Annotated in this window: 14 protein-coding genes; all 14 read right to left on the reverse strand. The window is 71.7% G+C overall.

The features are described from left to right. Positions 1–2: 2 nt before the first annotated feature. From ABIE65_RS16565 to ABIE65_RS16630, 14 genes are read right to left on the reverse strand one after another with little or no spacing between them, the layout of a single operon-like run. Positions 3–2,582 (reverse strand): baseplate J/gp47 family protein, encoded by a 2,580-nt coding sequence (locus ABIE65_RS16565; RefSeq protein WP_354079139.1) that lies wholly within the window; start codon positions 2,580–2,582, stop codon positions 3–5. Between the two features lie 21 nt (positions 2,583–2,603). Beyond that, positions 2,604–2,975: a GPW/gp25 family protein gene (locus ABIE65_RS16570; RefSeq protein WP_354079140.1), complete on the reverse strand. Its 372-nt coding sequence runs from the start codon at positions 2,973–2,975 to the stop codon at positions 2,604–2,606. Further along, positions 2,976–3,269, reverse strand: coding sequence for a hypothetical protein (locus ABIE65_RS16575; protein ID WP_354079142.1), 294 nt, complete (start codon positions 3,267–3,269; stop codon positions 2,976–2,978). Between the two features lie 13 nt (positions 3,270–3,282). Beyond that, complete coding sequence (locus tag ABIE65_RS16580; protein WP_354079144.1) at positions 3,283–3,996, reverse strand: phage baseplate assembly protein V; 714 nt, start codon at positions 3,994–3,996, stop codon at positions 3,283–3,285. A gap of 33 nt (positions 3,997–4,029) precedes the next feature. Next, the gene (locus ABIE65_RS16585) at positions 4,030–5,163 is read right to left on the reverse strand and encodes a phage late control D family protein (protein WP_354079146.1); all 1,134 of its coding nucleotides are present in this window, start codon (positions 5,161–5,163) and stop codon (positions 4,030–4,032) included. Between the two features lie 3 nt (positions 5,164–5,166). After that, entirely contained in the window at positions 5,167–5,460 is a 294-nt protein-coding gene (locus ABIE65_RS16590; RefSeq protein WP_354079148.1) for a LysM peptidoglycan-binding domain-containing protein, read from the reverse strand. 25 nt (positions 5,461–5,485) lie between these two features. After that, entirely contained in the window at positions 5,486–6,139 is a 654-nt protein-coding gene (locus ABIE65_RS16595) for a hypothetical protein (RefSeq protein WP_354079150.1), read from the reverse strand. Positions 6,140–6,147: 8 nt separating this feature from the next. Further along, positions 6,148–7,098 carry a hypothetical protein gene (locus tag ABIE65_RS16600; protein ID WP_354079152.1) on the reverse strand — a complete coding sequence of 317 codons (951 nt, stop codon included), beginning with the start codon at positions 7,096–7,098 and terminating at the stop codon, positions 6,148–6,150. Between the two features lie 3 nt (positions 7,099–7,101). Beyond that, positions 7,102–9,273, reverse strand: coding sequence for an eCIS core domain-containing protein (locus tag ABIE65_RS16605; RefSeq protein WP_354079154.1), 2,172 nt, complete (start codon positions 9,271–9,273; stop codon positions 7,102–7,104). Positions 9,274–9,281: 8 nt separating this feature from the next. Next, entirely contained in the window at positions 9,282–10,526 is a 1,245-nt protein-coding gene (locus tag ABIE65_RS16610; RefSeq protein ID WP_354079156.1) for an eCIS core domain-containing protein, read from the reverse strand. 2 nt (positions 10,527–10,528) lie between these two features. Next, entirely contained in the window at positions 10,529–10,795 is a 267-nt protein-coding gene (locus ABIE65_RS16615; RefSeq protein ID WP_354079157.1) for a hypothetical protein, read from the reverse strand. Continuing rightward, the gene (locus ABIE65_RS16620; protein WP_354079159.1) at positions 10,792–12,915 is read right to left on the reverse strand and encodes an AAA family ATPase; all 2,124 of its coding nucleotides are present in this window, start codon (positions 12,913–12,915) and stop codon (positions 10,792–10,794) included. Before ABIE65_RS16620 ends, ABIE65_RS16615 begins: the two co-directional genes overlap by 4 nt. Positions 12,916–12,919: 4 nt before the next feature. Beyond that, on the reverse strand, positions 12,920–14,245 hold the full coding sequence (locus ABIE65_RS16625; RefSeq protein WP_354079161.1) for a Pvc16 family protein: 1,326 nt from the start codon (positions 14,243–14,245) through the stop codon (positions 12,920–12,922). A 2-nt stretch (positions 14,246–14,247) separates the two neighbouring features. Next, the gene (locus ABIE65_RS16630) at positions 14,248–14,646 is read right to left on the reverse strand and encodes a hypothetical protein (RefSeq protein WP_354079163.1); all 399 of its coding nucleotides are present in this window, start codon (positions 14,644–14,646) and stop codon (positions 14,248–14,250) included. Positions 14,647–14,730 lie beyond the last annotated feature (84 nt).

A 14,730-nucleotide genomic window follows, 5' to 3' on the forward strand; every position in this document is an offset into this window, starting at 1 on the left:
GTTCACAGCCCTCCCACCGCGGTCAGCCGCAGCACGCCGTTCTCGCGGAAGTTCGGATCATTGTCCAAACGGGCGATCTCGAAGTCGCCCATGGCGATCAGGCCTTTGCCGATCTCGCCGTTCGCCGCCTCCCAGTACCGCTTGAAGACGGTGACGTGCGCCGAATCCACGCCCTCCACCGCTTCCACCGCGGCGTAGAGACGGCTCAGATAGACCGGCTGGCCGAAGGCGAACTGCGTGAGCGCGAAGAAGCCGGACAGCGCCTTCGACACGGCCTCCAGCACGTCGCCGCGGAAGTGGCCGCGCGCCACGCAGATCTCGATGGCGATCTCCAGCGGCACATACTGCGCGGCGCGAACCCGCAGGTCGTAGCCGGCGAGCTTGTAGCCGATCAGGTGCGCCGTCAGCCGCTCGCGCAGCGCCTCCGCCAGTTCCGCCCCGCCGCCTGGTAGCACCACGAGATCGTCGCGCGACACCGGATGCGCCGCGACGAACACCGTGTGCCAGCTGCCGGTCCAGCGGAAGGTCGCCTTGGCCGCCGCGATCTCCGGCAGCTTCAGCGCCGCCTTCTCGTAGTCGGCCTCGGTGACCGCCCGGAACTGCTCGGCCTGGAAGGCGCGCGGCGCCAGCTGCCGCACCTCCTCGATCGTCTCGGGGTCGGTCCCGTCCCGCGCCGGCAGCGGCTGCCGGACGCGCAGGATGCCGGGGAACGGCGCCGCGGGTGCCCCCGGATTCGCCGGATCGACCAGGTCCGCGGCCGACGGCGTCGCGACGTGCACGAGCGCGCCATGGCCCAGGTTGCCGGCCCTGCCGTTGCCGATCCGGTAGCGCGCGGTCGCCGCCACCGCGCCGAGGGGACGGGCGCCATAGGCGTCGTCGCCGAAACGCAGCACCGCGCCGCCGTCATTGTCGATGTCGACGACGAAGTGCCGGTCGAACGCGCCGCTGTCGAGCAGGTCGGGGACCGGCGTCCATATCTCGATCTCGGCCGGCGGAAACGCGAGGATGAGCACCGCTGCGGGCGAGACCGTCCGCACGTCCGCGCCCAGGTCGTGCCGGCCCTGCACCATCCGCCCGTCCGCGTCGAAGGTCGGCGCAGCGGGCGCGGCCTGCAGCGTCAGCGGCCCGTCGGGCAGCGGCAGTTCGGTCACGCCGTTCAGGCCGCTGCTCGACGCCGGCGGCTGCAAAGCCCGGATAACCGTCCGTCCGTGGTCGCAGGGCGCCACGTTACCGCGTGCCACCGTCAGGTTGGCGATCGGCCCCGTCTCCGGCGTATCGACCGACAGGCAGGCGGCAAAGGACAACCCGTCCGTCGCGCGCCAGACCACCCGCTGCAGCGGCAGTGCCGGATCGCCCGGCGCGCCCAGCAGGTTCAGCGCCCCGTCCGTCAGCGTGACGCCGTAGACGGGATCCTCGGTATCCTCGACCGCCTCGATCCGCACGACCTGACGATGCGCCGGATCGGCGTCGGCCGGCGCGCCGGTGACGACCCCCCGCACCTCCTCGATCAGCAGATAGTCGCCCACTGCAAGCTGCGGCCGGTAGGCATCCTGGTTGCCGCCGCCCGCGGGCAGTCCGTAGAGCCACGCCTCGATGGCACCCCGCGCCAGGCAGCACTGGGCGTCGCCCCAGGTGTGGAAGCGCAGTTCGTTGTGATCCGGATCGACGGTGGTGCGCGCCGCCGTCTCGAACACGGTCACCGACTGCAGCGCAGCGTCGCCGTCGAAGTCGAGCAGGCCGGGCGCGATCACCGGGCCGGGTGCCGCCGGCTGGCCGCGCAGCGGCCGCGCGACCCGCGTCAGCAGCTGCGTTCCCTGCGGCACCACGCCGGCCCCGTCGGCCTCGAACTGCACGAAGGTCCAGGCGTTGCGCCCGTCATGGACGCGATAGTCGACCAGCCGCGCGTGGCGCTTGGCCGAGATGCGGTGGCGCGCCGTGTCGAGATAGGCCTCGGTCGCGACGGCGTCCTGGAAATAGGAGAGATGGTCGCCGGCATAGGCGAACAGCTCGACCAGCGCCATGCCCAGGTCGGCCGGATTGCGCTCCAGCCAGCGCGGATTGCGCTGCGGAATCAGGTCGAGCAGCAGGCGGCGGAAGCTCTGAAAATCCTTGGCGAGATAGTCGATCAGCGGCTCCGGCGGCGCGTCGGGCGGACACTCCGTATCGGTGCGGCAGTCGAAATCCGTCGGGCAGGATGCCTTGAAGCCGAAGGGTGCGGCGGCGAGCTGCGGATCCATGTCCGCATGCATCACCGACAGCAGGTAGGTCGAGAAATCGCCCGCCCGGTCGACGAAGACGTTCAGCCGCAGCGGCTCCATCGCATGCGCCGTGACGTCGAGCACCGCGATGCCGACGATGCGCGCCCCGCCGCTGACGGCGAAGCTGCCCGGGCTGCCGACCAGGGCGGCGGGCGGTGGCTTCAGGAACGTCGCCTCGATCCGATGCTGCTGGCCGGGCGGGGCGGCGTCGTCCTCGAAATATTCGACGAAGTCGAGCCCGTTGAGCGCGCCCGGATGATTGACGACGTCGCCCCTGCGGCGATCGTCGCGGCACCACATCAGCCCTGAAGCGTCGATGGTCATGGCCGTTTCATCCCGTCGCCGTCATGTCGTGGGCCGCCGGAAGACGTCTTCGTGGCGCTCGGCGGTCTCCCGCCGGACGTAGCCGACGGTGACCTCCAGCACCTCGTCGCGCGCCGTCACCTTCACCGCGTCGACGGCGATCACGTCGTTCAGCCAGCGCAGCAGCGCGCCGTGCACCAGCGTCTGCGTCGCAGCGGCGAGCGCATCGGAGTTCGGCGCGAAGACGAGCTGGCGCAGGCCGCAGCCGAAGTCCGGGCGGTTGACCCGCTCGCCGGGGTTGGTGAACAGCACCTGGCGGATGAGATCGCGCACATGATCGTCGGCGTCGGTTTCCGCGGTGCGCCCCGATGCGTCGAGCCCGAAGGGCACGTCGAGATAGCGAAGCTCGGCCATCTACAGGCCCTCCACCGTCATGGTCGGCGACACCTGGCTGGCGTCCAGCCGCTGCACCTTGATGGCATCGAGATTGTCGTGCAGGTGGCGGACGACGCCGCGCGCGATCGCCGCGAACAGGCGCCGCCGGTCGCGCGATTCCGGCGTGTTGTCGATGTCGAGGGCCGGCAGCCCGTCCGCGATCAGCAGGGCGTTCAGTTCGGCCTCGATCGCGGCGGCCATCGAGTTGGCGAACGCCGTCGGAATCGGGAGCGGGTCGACCTTGGAACCGAGGTTGCCGGGTTTGATCGCCATGCCATCCGCATCCTTATTCCAGCAGGACCTTGACCGAGAGCAGGCTCGGCGTCGCCGCGGGCAGCGGCGGCACGGGCGGCGCCGGCGTCACCGGCAGGAACCCGCCGGCCAGTTCGCCCGGATGGACGTGCGCGTTGAACATCGCGACGATCTGGTTGAGATACGCCAGCAGCTGATCGCCGAAGACCGCCGGATGCGCCGCCCCCTGGCTGCCCACCTGGATCAGCGCGGAATCGACGACCACGCGTGCCAGTCCCTTGACCGTCACCGTCTGCATCGCCGCGTCCACCACGACCTGGTTCATGCCCGCCGCATCGGACAGCGTGATCGTCTGCGCCACGTCGTCGAAGGCCGCGATCAGGCCGAAGTCGCTGCGCAGGATCTTGGTGGTCGGCGTCGTCGGCACGCCCATCGGCTTCATCGGCACTTCCGCCGTGCCCCACCAGCCGCCGACCCAGATCGGGCGCGATACGTCGCCCGCCTCGAACTCGATCCAGACGCCGGAGCCGACCTGTGGGATCGCGTAGAACCCGGCCTGCATCCCGGCGAACGGCGCGCAGGGCGACGCCCAGCCGGTGGGGATCTCGCCCAGTACCTCCGGCACCGTCGCCTGGATGCGGCCCTGGCTCAGGGGATCCATGTTGTTCAGCACGAGGCCGCGATACTTGCCGTAGTGGCGCTCGGTGGCGCCGCTGCCGCCGGGATCGGATGCGCCGGAATCGGGCATGCCTATCTCCTTCCGCCCGTCATGCGCTCGCCTTCACGCGATCGCCGCCAGGGGGTCGACGAAGATCTCCGCCCCCGTCAGCCCGACCGCGTTGCGCGACGCCTGGAAGTTCTGTGAATAGCCGTCTTCCGAGATCGTGTGCGTGACCTCGGTCACGTAGTAGAGGCCGCTGTGCTGCCGGCCGGCGCCGCGGATCAGCACCGGCAGGCCCGGCCGCACGGGCCGGCCGTATTTCAGCGAGTCGACCTCGCCCGAGCCGCGCACCGAACGGCTCGCCGCATTCACCTCTGCCTGGGCGCGGACCTGCACCTCGGCGGGACTTGCGGCATCCGACGGACCGGGCCGCGAGATCGGCGGCGGGATGATCCGTGCCAGCGTCGGCTCCAGCCCCATCGGCGGCTCGATCGGCGTCGGCGCGATGGCCGGGATCGGCGCCTTCGTCAGGGGATCGATCGACGCCTTCGCGACCGAGGTCGGCCGCAGCGTGTCGTTCGATACGTTGAAATCGAGCAGGTTCGTCTCGATGCCGAGATCGACCGACAGCACGCCCTGCGGCGGCATCACCGTCTGCGGCGGATGGAAATGGCCGACATCCATCCCCGCCAGCGGATCCGGCTGCACGTAGAGCTCGTAGGCGTTCCGCTCCGCGAGCTGCTTTACATAGCGGATGTCCGGCACGCGCTGCGTCGTCGTGACGTCGACCATCGTGCGCAGCGGCGGCGTCGGCAGGACAAAGGGCAGAATCGCGTACTTGGCGAAGATGGTGCGCACCACCTCGCTGTCCGGCAGGTTCGGCCAGGTCATCGGCTGCTGGATGTGGTTCATCAGCGTGGCCGTGGCGTCCAGGCCGACCACGTCCAGGGTGGAGGCGCCGGGCTGATTGCTGTTCTTCACCTCCACGTCGCGGACATAGCCGTTGATCAGCGTCTGCGGCAGGCCCAGCCCGAAGGCGACGGAGATGCGGATCGGCACCAGCGGCCGGAAGATGTCGAACTGCAGCAGATCCCAGTCGCCGAGCATCGTCCGGCTCAGGTCGAAATGCAGACGGAAGATGCTCGCCCGCTCGATCGAACATTCGACCTCGATCTGGCGCAGCGCGAACATGAAGGGCGGCGGCAGCGGCGCGAACGCCACCTGCACCGTGAAGAAGGATGGCAGCAGCGGCACGGGTCAGCTCCCCGGCGCCGGAATGCGGATCAAGCTGCCCGGCTCGTCGGTCAGTTCGTCCGGGCGCATCACGCGGTTCGCGTCGCACAGGCGCCAGAAGAGCTCAGGATCGCCGGCGGTCTTGTAGGCGACGAGGTCGGGGCGGTCGTCCGGCTGCACGCGATAGGGCACCGTGCCCGCCGTCGTCCCGCCCGTGTCCGGGATGAAACGGATGCGCTTGTAGCGGATCGTGCGCCCATCGGCCGTGGCGAGTTCGGCCTCGGGGACCCCTTCGTATCGGCTGCCGCGGAAGAACATGGTGACGCTCCGTCTGGGGCTTGGTTCAGAACGGCAGGATCTGCCGGACCGACTGGATGTTGCCGATGGTGTTGATCGCCGACATCACCTCCTTCTGGGTGAAGGCGGCCATGTAGACCCAGTAGGCCGGGCTCGTCGGATCGAGGTCGCGGTAGGTCATGACCTTGAGCGACAGGTCGGCCTTCGCCCGCGTCGGATTCAGGTTGGTGTCGAAGGCCTGCTCGGTGATGGAGAGGCTGCTCACCTGCACCGGCAGGACGCGCTTCGGTCCCCAAATCAGCAGCGCCAGCGGCGCCGGCTCGCCGAGGATCATCGCGCTGCCCGCCAGCGCCATGATCTGGTTGGCGATGACGACCGGATAGGACGGGTACATCAGCCCTTCCAGCGCAGCGATCACCGGATGCAGGCCGTTGTCGACCGCCACGCCGTTCTCGCCCGGATGCTCCAGCTGGTCGGTCGCGTCGATCTCGACGCTCAGGGAGATGGTCTCGCTGGGCGGCCCGTTGGTGCGGCCCGCATCGCCGCGCCCGCCGCCGGCGGTCGCACGGCCCTGCAGGTTCCGGCTGACCTCGTCCGGGTTGTACTGGAAGACGATGATGGTCGGGATCAGGTCGGGCAGCTGGTAGGCGACCAGGGCGCCCTTCAGGATCCGGGGACTGCGCGGGAAATCGGACGCCATCATCCACCTCAGAACCGTATCGTCAGGACGCCCAGGACCTTGACCCCCTGCGGCCCGCCGGCCGGATCGGGGATGGGGCCGGGGCCGCTCGCCTCGATGCCGAAATTCACGCCCGCCTTGGTCGCCGCCGCTCCCTGCGCCGCCTTGACCGCCTCCTTCACCGGCTCCAGGTGCGGCGAGACGGCCTTGGCGATTTCGGGAATGTCCTCGATCCGCTCGAAGCCCGCCGTCTGGGCGAGGATCGCGCGCATCGCCTTCTCGCCCTTGCCGAACACGTCGGAGAGCCGGCTGAGGTCCGGCGTATAGTCTTCGCCGGGGAAGGTGAGGCTCATCTCCCACTTGTCGGCTTCCATGCTGCCGGAGAAGTGGAATCCCTCGTAGGACGTCTCCACCGCGAACCCGCCGCTCCAGGAGACGCTGCCCGCCGCCTCGAAGCCCTTGCCGCGCAGGCCGATCGTCGGCCCGCCCACCTTGATCTTCGCGTAGCCGTGGCTGCGCTCGACGCCGACCCCGTCGACGATCGTCTCGATCGCGCCCTTGACGCTGGAGACGATCGAACTGTCGGCGATGGAGGGCCCGGCGGGCGCCGGCGGAATCGGCTCCGGCGCCAGGGTGACGCCGGCCGACGCCGCCCACTCCTTGACCAGATACTCGATCGTGCCGCGCCCCTGCCCCGCCGCCTTCGGCACCTCGCGATAGACCTCGGCGACGATCGAACTCAGCGATCGGATATGGAGGCGGCTCGTGTTCGCCTTCAGCCACTCCCGGATCGGTCGTTCGCTCTCGGCGATGATCGCCTGGAGCTGCGCATGGCTGAGCATCGGGAACGGGCTCTGCATGCCGCCGATGGTGGCCTGGTTCCCGACGGCCGGCGGCGCCGACCATGTCGTGCCGGTGGGCGCCGCATGGCTTGCCGGCGCCGGCTTCCGCATCGAGAGATCCCTGACCCGGTCGTTCATGGCTCAGATGCTCTTGATGTGTTCGGCGTAGCGCGGGTCAGGCGAGATGTACATCTCGGTGACGGCGCGCTGCGGGTCCTGGTCGACCACCGCCTCGACGCGCCGCGAATCGCCCGACGCGACGCCGCCGCGCTGCAGCGCCGCCAGCCCCGGGGCGCGCGTCGACCAGATGCTGCCCAGCCAGTTGTTCATGGCCTGCCCGCGCAGGGAATGCTTCATGAACAGGCGGATGTTCTGGGGATCGGCGGCCGCCTGCACCGGCAGGACGAGCGCCATGTCGAGATAGTAGCGGAGCTTCTCCTCCGTCGTGAACGCGTCTATCCGCGCCAGTTCGGCTTGAAGCCGCGCCACTTCGCCTTCCGCCAGCGAATAGATCGGATTGCGCATCTGCGGCAGGCCCAGCCCGACGCCGGGCGACGCAGGGCGCGTCCCGAGCAGGCCGGGCGGCTCCAACTGCATGCCGCCCAGGCGCGGCAGCAGCGGCGGCAGCAGGCCCAGCCCGTCGGGCGGCACCAGTCCGCCGAGCAACGCACCGCCCGGCTGCGGCCCCGACAGGCGCAGCCCCTCCGGCGCACGCTCCCGCTGCTCGCGGATCAGCAGGTCCATCCAATAGATGATCTGGCCCAGCATGTAGGAGCGGACACCGGTGACGCCGAACCAGTGATCCAGCGCCGTCTGAACGTCCGTGTCCGCAGCCTGGGTGGCGATGTCGGCATCGACCAGCGTCTGGAAGCCGACCGTCGGGAAGCTCTGCCACCAGTCGGGTGCCGACACGTGCGGCTTGTCGGCACCGGCCCCGAAGAAGTTCGACACCGCCTGCAGATAGGTGAGGTTGCCGCCGACCCGGCAGCCGCGGATGTCGATCCAGCTCGAAGTGTCGAACCGCGCGCGCGCCCCGTCGAGGTGGGCACGGAAGCCGCGGCCGATCGCAGCGTTGGCCGTCGCGATCCCGCCGGCGAAATCGGCGGGCTGCGCACCCAGCGTGAAGGTGAACGCGGTATTCGCGAGGATGGCGTCCTGCAGGTCCTGAGCCTGCTGTGCCGTCACGCCGGCGCCCGCCGGAGCCGGCTGCTGAACCTGCTGTCGCAGCCCGGCCAGGATCGTGCGCAACGCCGTCTGGAACGTCCCGCGCTGCCCGGCGGCAGTCGTCTGCTCGTCCTGCGGAGCCGCAGGGTCGACCTGCCCCGCGGTGAACATCAGCAGATCCGCGCTGCGCTCGATCAGCCGCTGCACCGCGCCGGACGGTGTGCTCGTCGGCGTATCCAGGCCGAACGGGCGCAGGACGGCGGGATTGTTCGTCCGCAGATCGTTCAGGATGCCCGTATAGGTCGAGGCGACGAGCAGGCCGCCGCCATACAGCGCTTCGAGGCCCGCCTGGTCGCCGGCGGCGAAGCCGCTGAGCACCGGCTCCAGGATGCCGGGCGTGCCGCCGCGAAACAGTGCAGTGAAGAGGTTGTTGGTGCTCGCGTGGGTGATGATCCGAATCCGCCCGACCTTGCCGCGGCCGCCGCGCAGATGATCGACGATCTCTTCCACCGAGTTGACGATCCGCGGGCGCAGTCCCCAGGCCTGGTGATAGGCGGTCGCGTCCTGCAGGAAGCCGTCGTTCCGCGGGTCCTGCCCGGCGATGTAGGTCGTCTCCGGCACGTGCTGCGGCTCGCCGAACAGATGCGGGCGCCGTGCGTCCCGCCCCACGGACAGGCGTGCCGGGCGGCCCCGCATCATGTCGCTGGCGGCCCGATCCGCGTCCCGCTCGACCGCCGCGTCGGCCGACGGCGCGGCAGCGCTGCGCGCCCCTCCGATTCGAGCTTGGCCGACATGGGCGAGTTCGTGTGCGAGCAGCCAGCGTCCCTTCGGCGTCTCGGGCCGATAGCGCCCACTGCCGAACACGACGTCGCTGCCGACAGTGAAGGCCTGCGCGCCGAGCGACTTCGCGGCGACCGACGCCGCGGGACCGTGATGCAGGCGGACGCCGCCGAGATCGGTGCCGAGTCGCGGCTCGAACCACGCGCGCAGCGACGACGGCAGCGGCTGGCCGTCGCCGAGGCGCGCCAGCGCCATCTGGTTGCCGACGCCGGCGCGGCCGCGCTCCGCGGCCACGGACCGCGCGTCGCCCGATGCCTTCCCCGAAACGGGGCCGGCTGCGGTCTTCGCCGTGGCGGTGCTGGATCGCATGGCCGCCCCTATTTCCGCCGGAAGACTTGCGGCGAGCCGGTGGAGATACCGGCATAGGCGCGCCGGATCTCCGCCAGACTCGCATTGGTCAGCGGCTGCTGCCCGTTCTTGGTGTCGAGCCGGCTGGCGTCCTCGTCGAGCCGGCCGCCCGGCGCCGATACCGAGGTGAAGCGGGCCGAATGGTCGTAGGTCGGCGTCCAGACGGCGATGTCGCCGGGCCGCGCCGTGTGCGCCGGAACCGCCTGCCACTCGTCGCGCACGACCTGTTCCATGGGCGGGCCGGAATAGACCGAATAGCCGAACCGCTCGAACGAACCGAGCGAAAGGCCGTGGCACCAGTAGTGATACTGGATCTGCCAGGGCGAATAGGCCTGCCAGCCGGCAACGGTGCCGCCGCCATCGGTCGCAGCTTCCAGGTTGGAGCCGGAGATATCGTCGCGCCACGGGTGGACGTCGTGGGCGACCATCCGGCGCGGCGCGGAGAGGCGCGCGATCCGTGCCGGTGCCGCGGCGGCGGCGTGGCCGGCAGTTGGGGCGGCGGCGCGGCTGACGGACGCACGGTCGCCCGCATCGCCGCGCCGCGCCGGCGGCGACGTCTGCTGCACCACGTGCGCCAGTTCGTGCGCGATGATCCGCCTGCCCGCCGCGCTCTGGGGGCGGTATTCGCCGGGCGCGAAATAGAGATCGGAGCGCCAGGCGAAGGCGCGCGCCGAAACCGCCTCGGCCAGCCGCGCCGGCTCGGCGCCTTCGTGCACCCGGGTCGCCGAAAAGTCGCGGCCGAACCGCCGCTCCATGAAGGACCGCACCTGCCGGTCGAGCGGCCGGCCCTGGCCGGCACGGGCGGCGACCCGCGCCGCCACCCCGGCCGGTGCGGTCTCCGCGCCGCCGCTGCCGCGCGCCTTGCGCTGGAGCCGTTCCTCGGGCGGTGCTTCGCCGCCGCGGACCTGCGCATCCTCCTCGCGCGGGCTCAGTTCGGCGGTCATCCGCTGGATGCCGCCGGCGCCGATCCATCCCAGCGCGGGCATCCGCCCCGAACCCGTCTCCGAACCCATCACGGCATCGGCCGCCCGCTCGGCGGCGATCTCGTCGGCGTCGCCCGGGCGGCTCACGCTCATCGCGGGACCGGCGGCCAGTATCGCCTGGGTGCGCTGATTGCTCTCCGCCGTTACCGCCGCCTGCTGCCGCGGGCCCGTCGCATGGCCCGCGGATGTGGTGCCGTGCCGTGAACGACGTGTCTGACGGATGCTCCGCATGGCTATCCCTCCCTCGCCGCGCCGGCCGCTGCCCGGGCGACCGCAGCGGCCACGGCCGCGGCGATGTCGCCGGCACCCGCCCCCTCGGGGAGGCGGATCTTCAGGGCGTCCACGGCGATGATCCCGGACACCCCCGTCTCCACCCCGCGCAGCGCCTGCACCAGCGCAGTCTCCAGCGCCCGGCCGAAACCCGCGCCGTCGTGCAGCGCCGCGGGCGCGCCTGCGACGCTTACCCGGCCGATCTCGATCCGTGCGCTCTCGCCGGTCATGCCCGCCGCTCCCCCGCGAACTCGGCCAGCGGCATCTGCCGGTCGATCTTCTCGAACTCGGCGCGCGCCGCTTCCGCGATGTCGCGCATGCCGAGCGGCCGGCCGTGCTCGGCCGCCAGGAAGGCGGCGTTGAGCGCGATGTTGCGGATGTTGCCGCCGGCCACCTCCAGCCGCGCCAGCAGGTCCAGGTCGATGCCCTCGGCCGGCGCGTCCGGCGGAAAGGACATGGCCCAGATGCGCCGCCGCAGCACGCTGTCCGGCATCGGAAAGTTCACGACGAAGCGCAGCCGGCGCAGGAAGGCCTGGTCTAGGTGCGTCTTCATGTTGGTCGCGAGGATGGCGAGGCCGCGATACTCCTCCATCCGCTGCAGCAGGTAGGAGACCTCGATGTTGGCGTAGCGGTCGTGACTGTCCTTCACGTCGCTGCGCTTGCCGAACAGGGCGTCGGCCTCGTCGAACAGCAGGATGGCACCGCTGCGCTCGGCGGCGTCGAAGATGCGGCGCAGGTTCTTCTCGGTCTCGCCGATATACTTGCTGACTACCCCGGCGAGGTCGATGCGGTAGAGGTCGAGGTTCAGGCTCCCGGCGATCACCTCCGCCGCCAGCGTCTTGCCAACACCGCTCGGCCCGGCGAAGAGGACGGAGATGCCCTGGCCGCGGCTCATGCGGCGGGCGAAGCCCCACTCCTCGTAGACCCGGCCGCGCTGCGCCACCTGGGCGGCCACCGACTTCAGCCGCGCCGCCACCGCATCGGGCAGGACCAGGTCGTCCCAGCCGTTGCGCGGCTCGATCCGCTGGGCGAGATCGCCCAGGTCGGCTCCCGATTGCCGCCGGGCGATCCGCCAGATCGTTTCGGCGCCCGCGGCAGCGGCGTCCTGGGCGACGCGGAGGATGTCGGTCGAGGCGAAGTCGAAATGCGCGGCGAGTGCGGCGACATCGGCATCGGCGCCCCCGCTCTCCGCCAGCGCCCCCGCCCAGATGGCACGGCGCGAGGCTGCGTCGGGCGGCGTCAGTTCCAGGCGGCGGATCTCGCGGTCGCTGGCGACGGCTCGCTCGCCGACGACGATCAGGAAGGCTTCCAGCCGCTCCACCGCATCCGCCAGCGCCGTTGCCTGACCAGTCGCCAGTTCCGGCTCCCTGGCCGCATCGGCGTCGAGCAGGACGGCGAAACGCAGCAATGCCGCCTCCCGTTCGATCAGCGCCAATACGGCGAGGCGCGCGGCGGGCTCCGCGGGCAGGCGGTCCAGGCGCAGTTCGAGCAGGCCCATGACCGCCCGGTCGGCGACCGCGGCGGCGACGCCGCGCCGGCCGCTGCGCGGTGGGCCGATCAGGTTCACCGCCGGCCGCGCCGCCTCGGCCAGCACCGCGACGAGCGGCGCCACCAGCGGCAGGTGGCAGGGCGCCGGCACCGCCGGCGACGCCGGCTGGAGCACGTCGCGGGCGCGCGGATCGAGGTAGTCCAGTCCGCACAGGGCATCCACCATCCGCTCGTCGAGCAGGATCGGCGACAGCGGCCCGCCGTCACCCGGACACTCGACCAGGCGGAAACGCCGCAGCGGCATCGTCGGCAGCAGCGCCCGGCGCACGTCCAGCGCCGCCACGTCCGGCGCCAGCAGCGCCTCGATCAGGTGCGGCGTGGCGTGCGCCACCGAGATGCGGTCGTGGACATAGCCGTAGAGCTGCCCGAGGCCGGCATCGAGCTTCGGCGCGAGCGCCGTGAGCAGGATCGTCTGCTCCAGCGGCGACAGGCCGAACAGGCCTGCGACACGGTCGATCGGCGCGGGCCGGCCGTCGCGAACGAGCCGCCGCCGCAGGGCTTCTGCGTCCGCCTCCGCCGCCGCGATGCGTCGGCCGAGGGCGCATGCGTCCGCATCGCGCTCCAGGAACCCGGCGTAGGCGGCGCCGCCGACGCCGCGCAGCAGCCAGTCCGCGCGCGTGTCGCTGACCACCTGCTCGCCATAGCCGTGCAGCCGGTCGTCGGTCCATGGCGCGGCACGCAGCCACAGAACCCGCCGTTCCAGCCGCAGGCGCAGCGCCGCCAGCGACAGGTCGAGCCACGCCGCCTCGGCGGCAGCCCCGGCGTCCCCGTCCCTCGCGCGTCTGGCGGCGGCTTCGGTCATCCGCTCACGGCCTCAACAGGAAGGTGGTGCCGTCGGCGCGGCTGCGTGCGCCATTCACCTGCACACTGACCGCATAGGGCTGCCCGCCGGCCGGCGGCGTCGGCAGCGCGTCGGCCAGCAGGCCCAGCGGCACCTGCACGCTCGTCGCCGTCGGCGCCGCCCAGGGATCGCCAACGCCGGGCTCGCGCACCTCGATCGGCACGTCGCCGACGATGACATAGGTGACCAGATCCGGGTCCCACAGCCGCTCGCCGTCGACGCGCAGCAGGCCGGCAGCGGTTCCGTCGGCCGGGTCGATGCCCGTCACGGTCGGGACCAGTTCCAGCACGACCTGGTTGGAGCGGAAGCTGCGCGGCTCGCTGATCGGCGTGCCCCGGTCGAGGGCGCCCTCCACACCCTCCACCCCGTGCTCGATCAGGACCTGCACCAGCAGCGGCCCCGGCTGCAGCCTGTCGGCGGCGGCGATCGGCCGCGGCGCCGGGTTGTCGAGATCGATCGGATACGCATCGTCCGGCACCGCGATCTCGATCCGCTCCGCTCCGGCGGGCACCACGCGGATCGGTTCCAGCTCGCCGAACCGCACGAAGGTGCGGTCCGCGACGAAGTTCCGGCCCTCGATCACCACGGTCTCGCCCGGCCGCACCCGCGCGTCGCGCGGCGGGTCGCCCGGCACCGGCTCGTGATAGGCGGCGGCGATCTCCGGGCGCGCACGCGTCGACATGAAGATGCGACGCACCGCCACCGGCGGCGCCAGCCGGCGCTCGGCCAGGCTCTCGATCTGGATCGCGGTCGCCTCGTAGATCACCGACCGGCGGAAATTCACGTCGTGGATGGTCGACCAGAGCTTCGACATCTCCTCCAGGCCGGAGGGGACCAGCGTCACCTTCACCCGCTCCACCTGGCCGCGCAGGGCGAGATCGAGGATCGGGTCGCCGACCGTGCCGGCCGCCGGCCGCCCGATGACCAGGCTCTCCGTGATCAGGGCATGGTCGTGCAGCGCGCGCATCGCGTCGCCCAGCACGATCTGCGCGTTGAGATCCGACTCCTCCTGGTCCTCCGTCGCACCGTGGCAGGTGAGCAGGTAGCGCAGGTTCAGCGACAGCGGCGGCCGGCCATAGCGTCCCGGATGGCCGCGGCCCGGCAGGTCCTGGTTGCGCAGCTCCGGATTCTCGCCGACGTGGAACAGATAGAGGTTCACCCGCGCGTCGTTGATGCCGGCCACCGTCACGTCCGGCGGCGCCAGCGTGACCGCCACCGGTGCGGCCATCCGGTCGCGCAGCAGCGTCCGCAGGCTGCGGCTGACCCCGGCTATGGCGGTATGGTCCGCCATCTCTATCGCTCCCCGTAGGCGCGCAGCCGCGCATAGGCGTCGAAGCCGCGCGGCCGCTCGCGTACCGGGGCGGGGGCGGCCGGCGTCGCCGCCGGCCGCGCTGCGATCTCGACGTCGATGCGACCGATGCGGACCTCGATCCGCGGCGGAGGCGGTGCCGCGGCGCGTTCCATCGCCTGCTGCCGGGGGAGCGGCTGTTCGGCCGCCACGCGCGGCCGCAGCGTGGCGGCCGAAGGCGCCGGGGTCGGCGCCGAGGACTGAGCCTTGCGAGCGCTTCCGTCCGGCGCAGCCCGCGCCGCGACGATCGGCTCGCTACCCGCTGCGCGACTCGCGCCGACCGGCGCCGGCGATTCCGGTCGCGGCACTACGACGCGCTCGGGCTCGGCCGGCTCCACGGTCACGGGCGCCCCCCTGGGGGGGGGGGGGGGGGGGGGGGGGGCGGGGCGGCGCCCCCCCCCCCCCCCCCCACCGCCCGCAGCCGGACC

This window comes from Constrictibacter sp. MBR-5, assembly GCF_040549485.1.
Taxonomy (GTDB): Bacteria; Pseudomonadota; Alphaproteobacteria; order JAJUGE01; family JAJUGE01; genus Constrictibacter.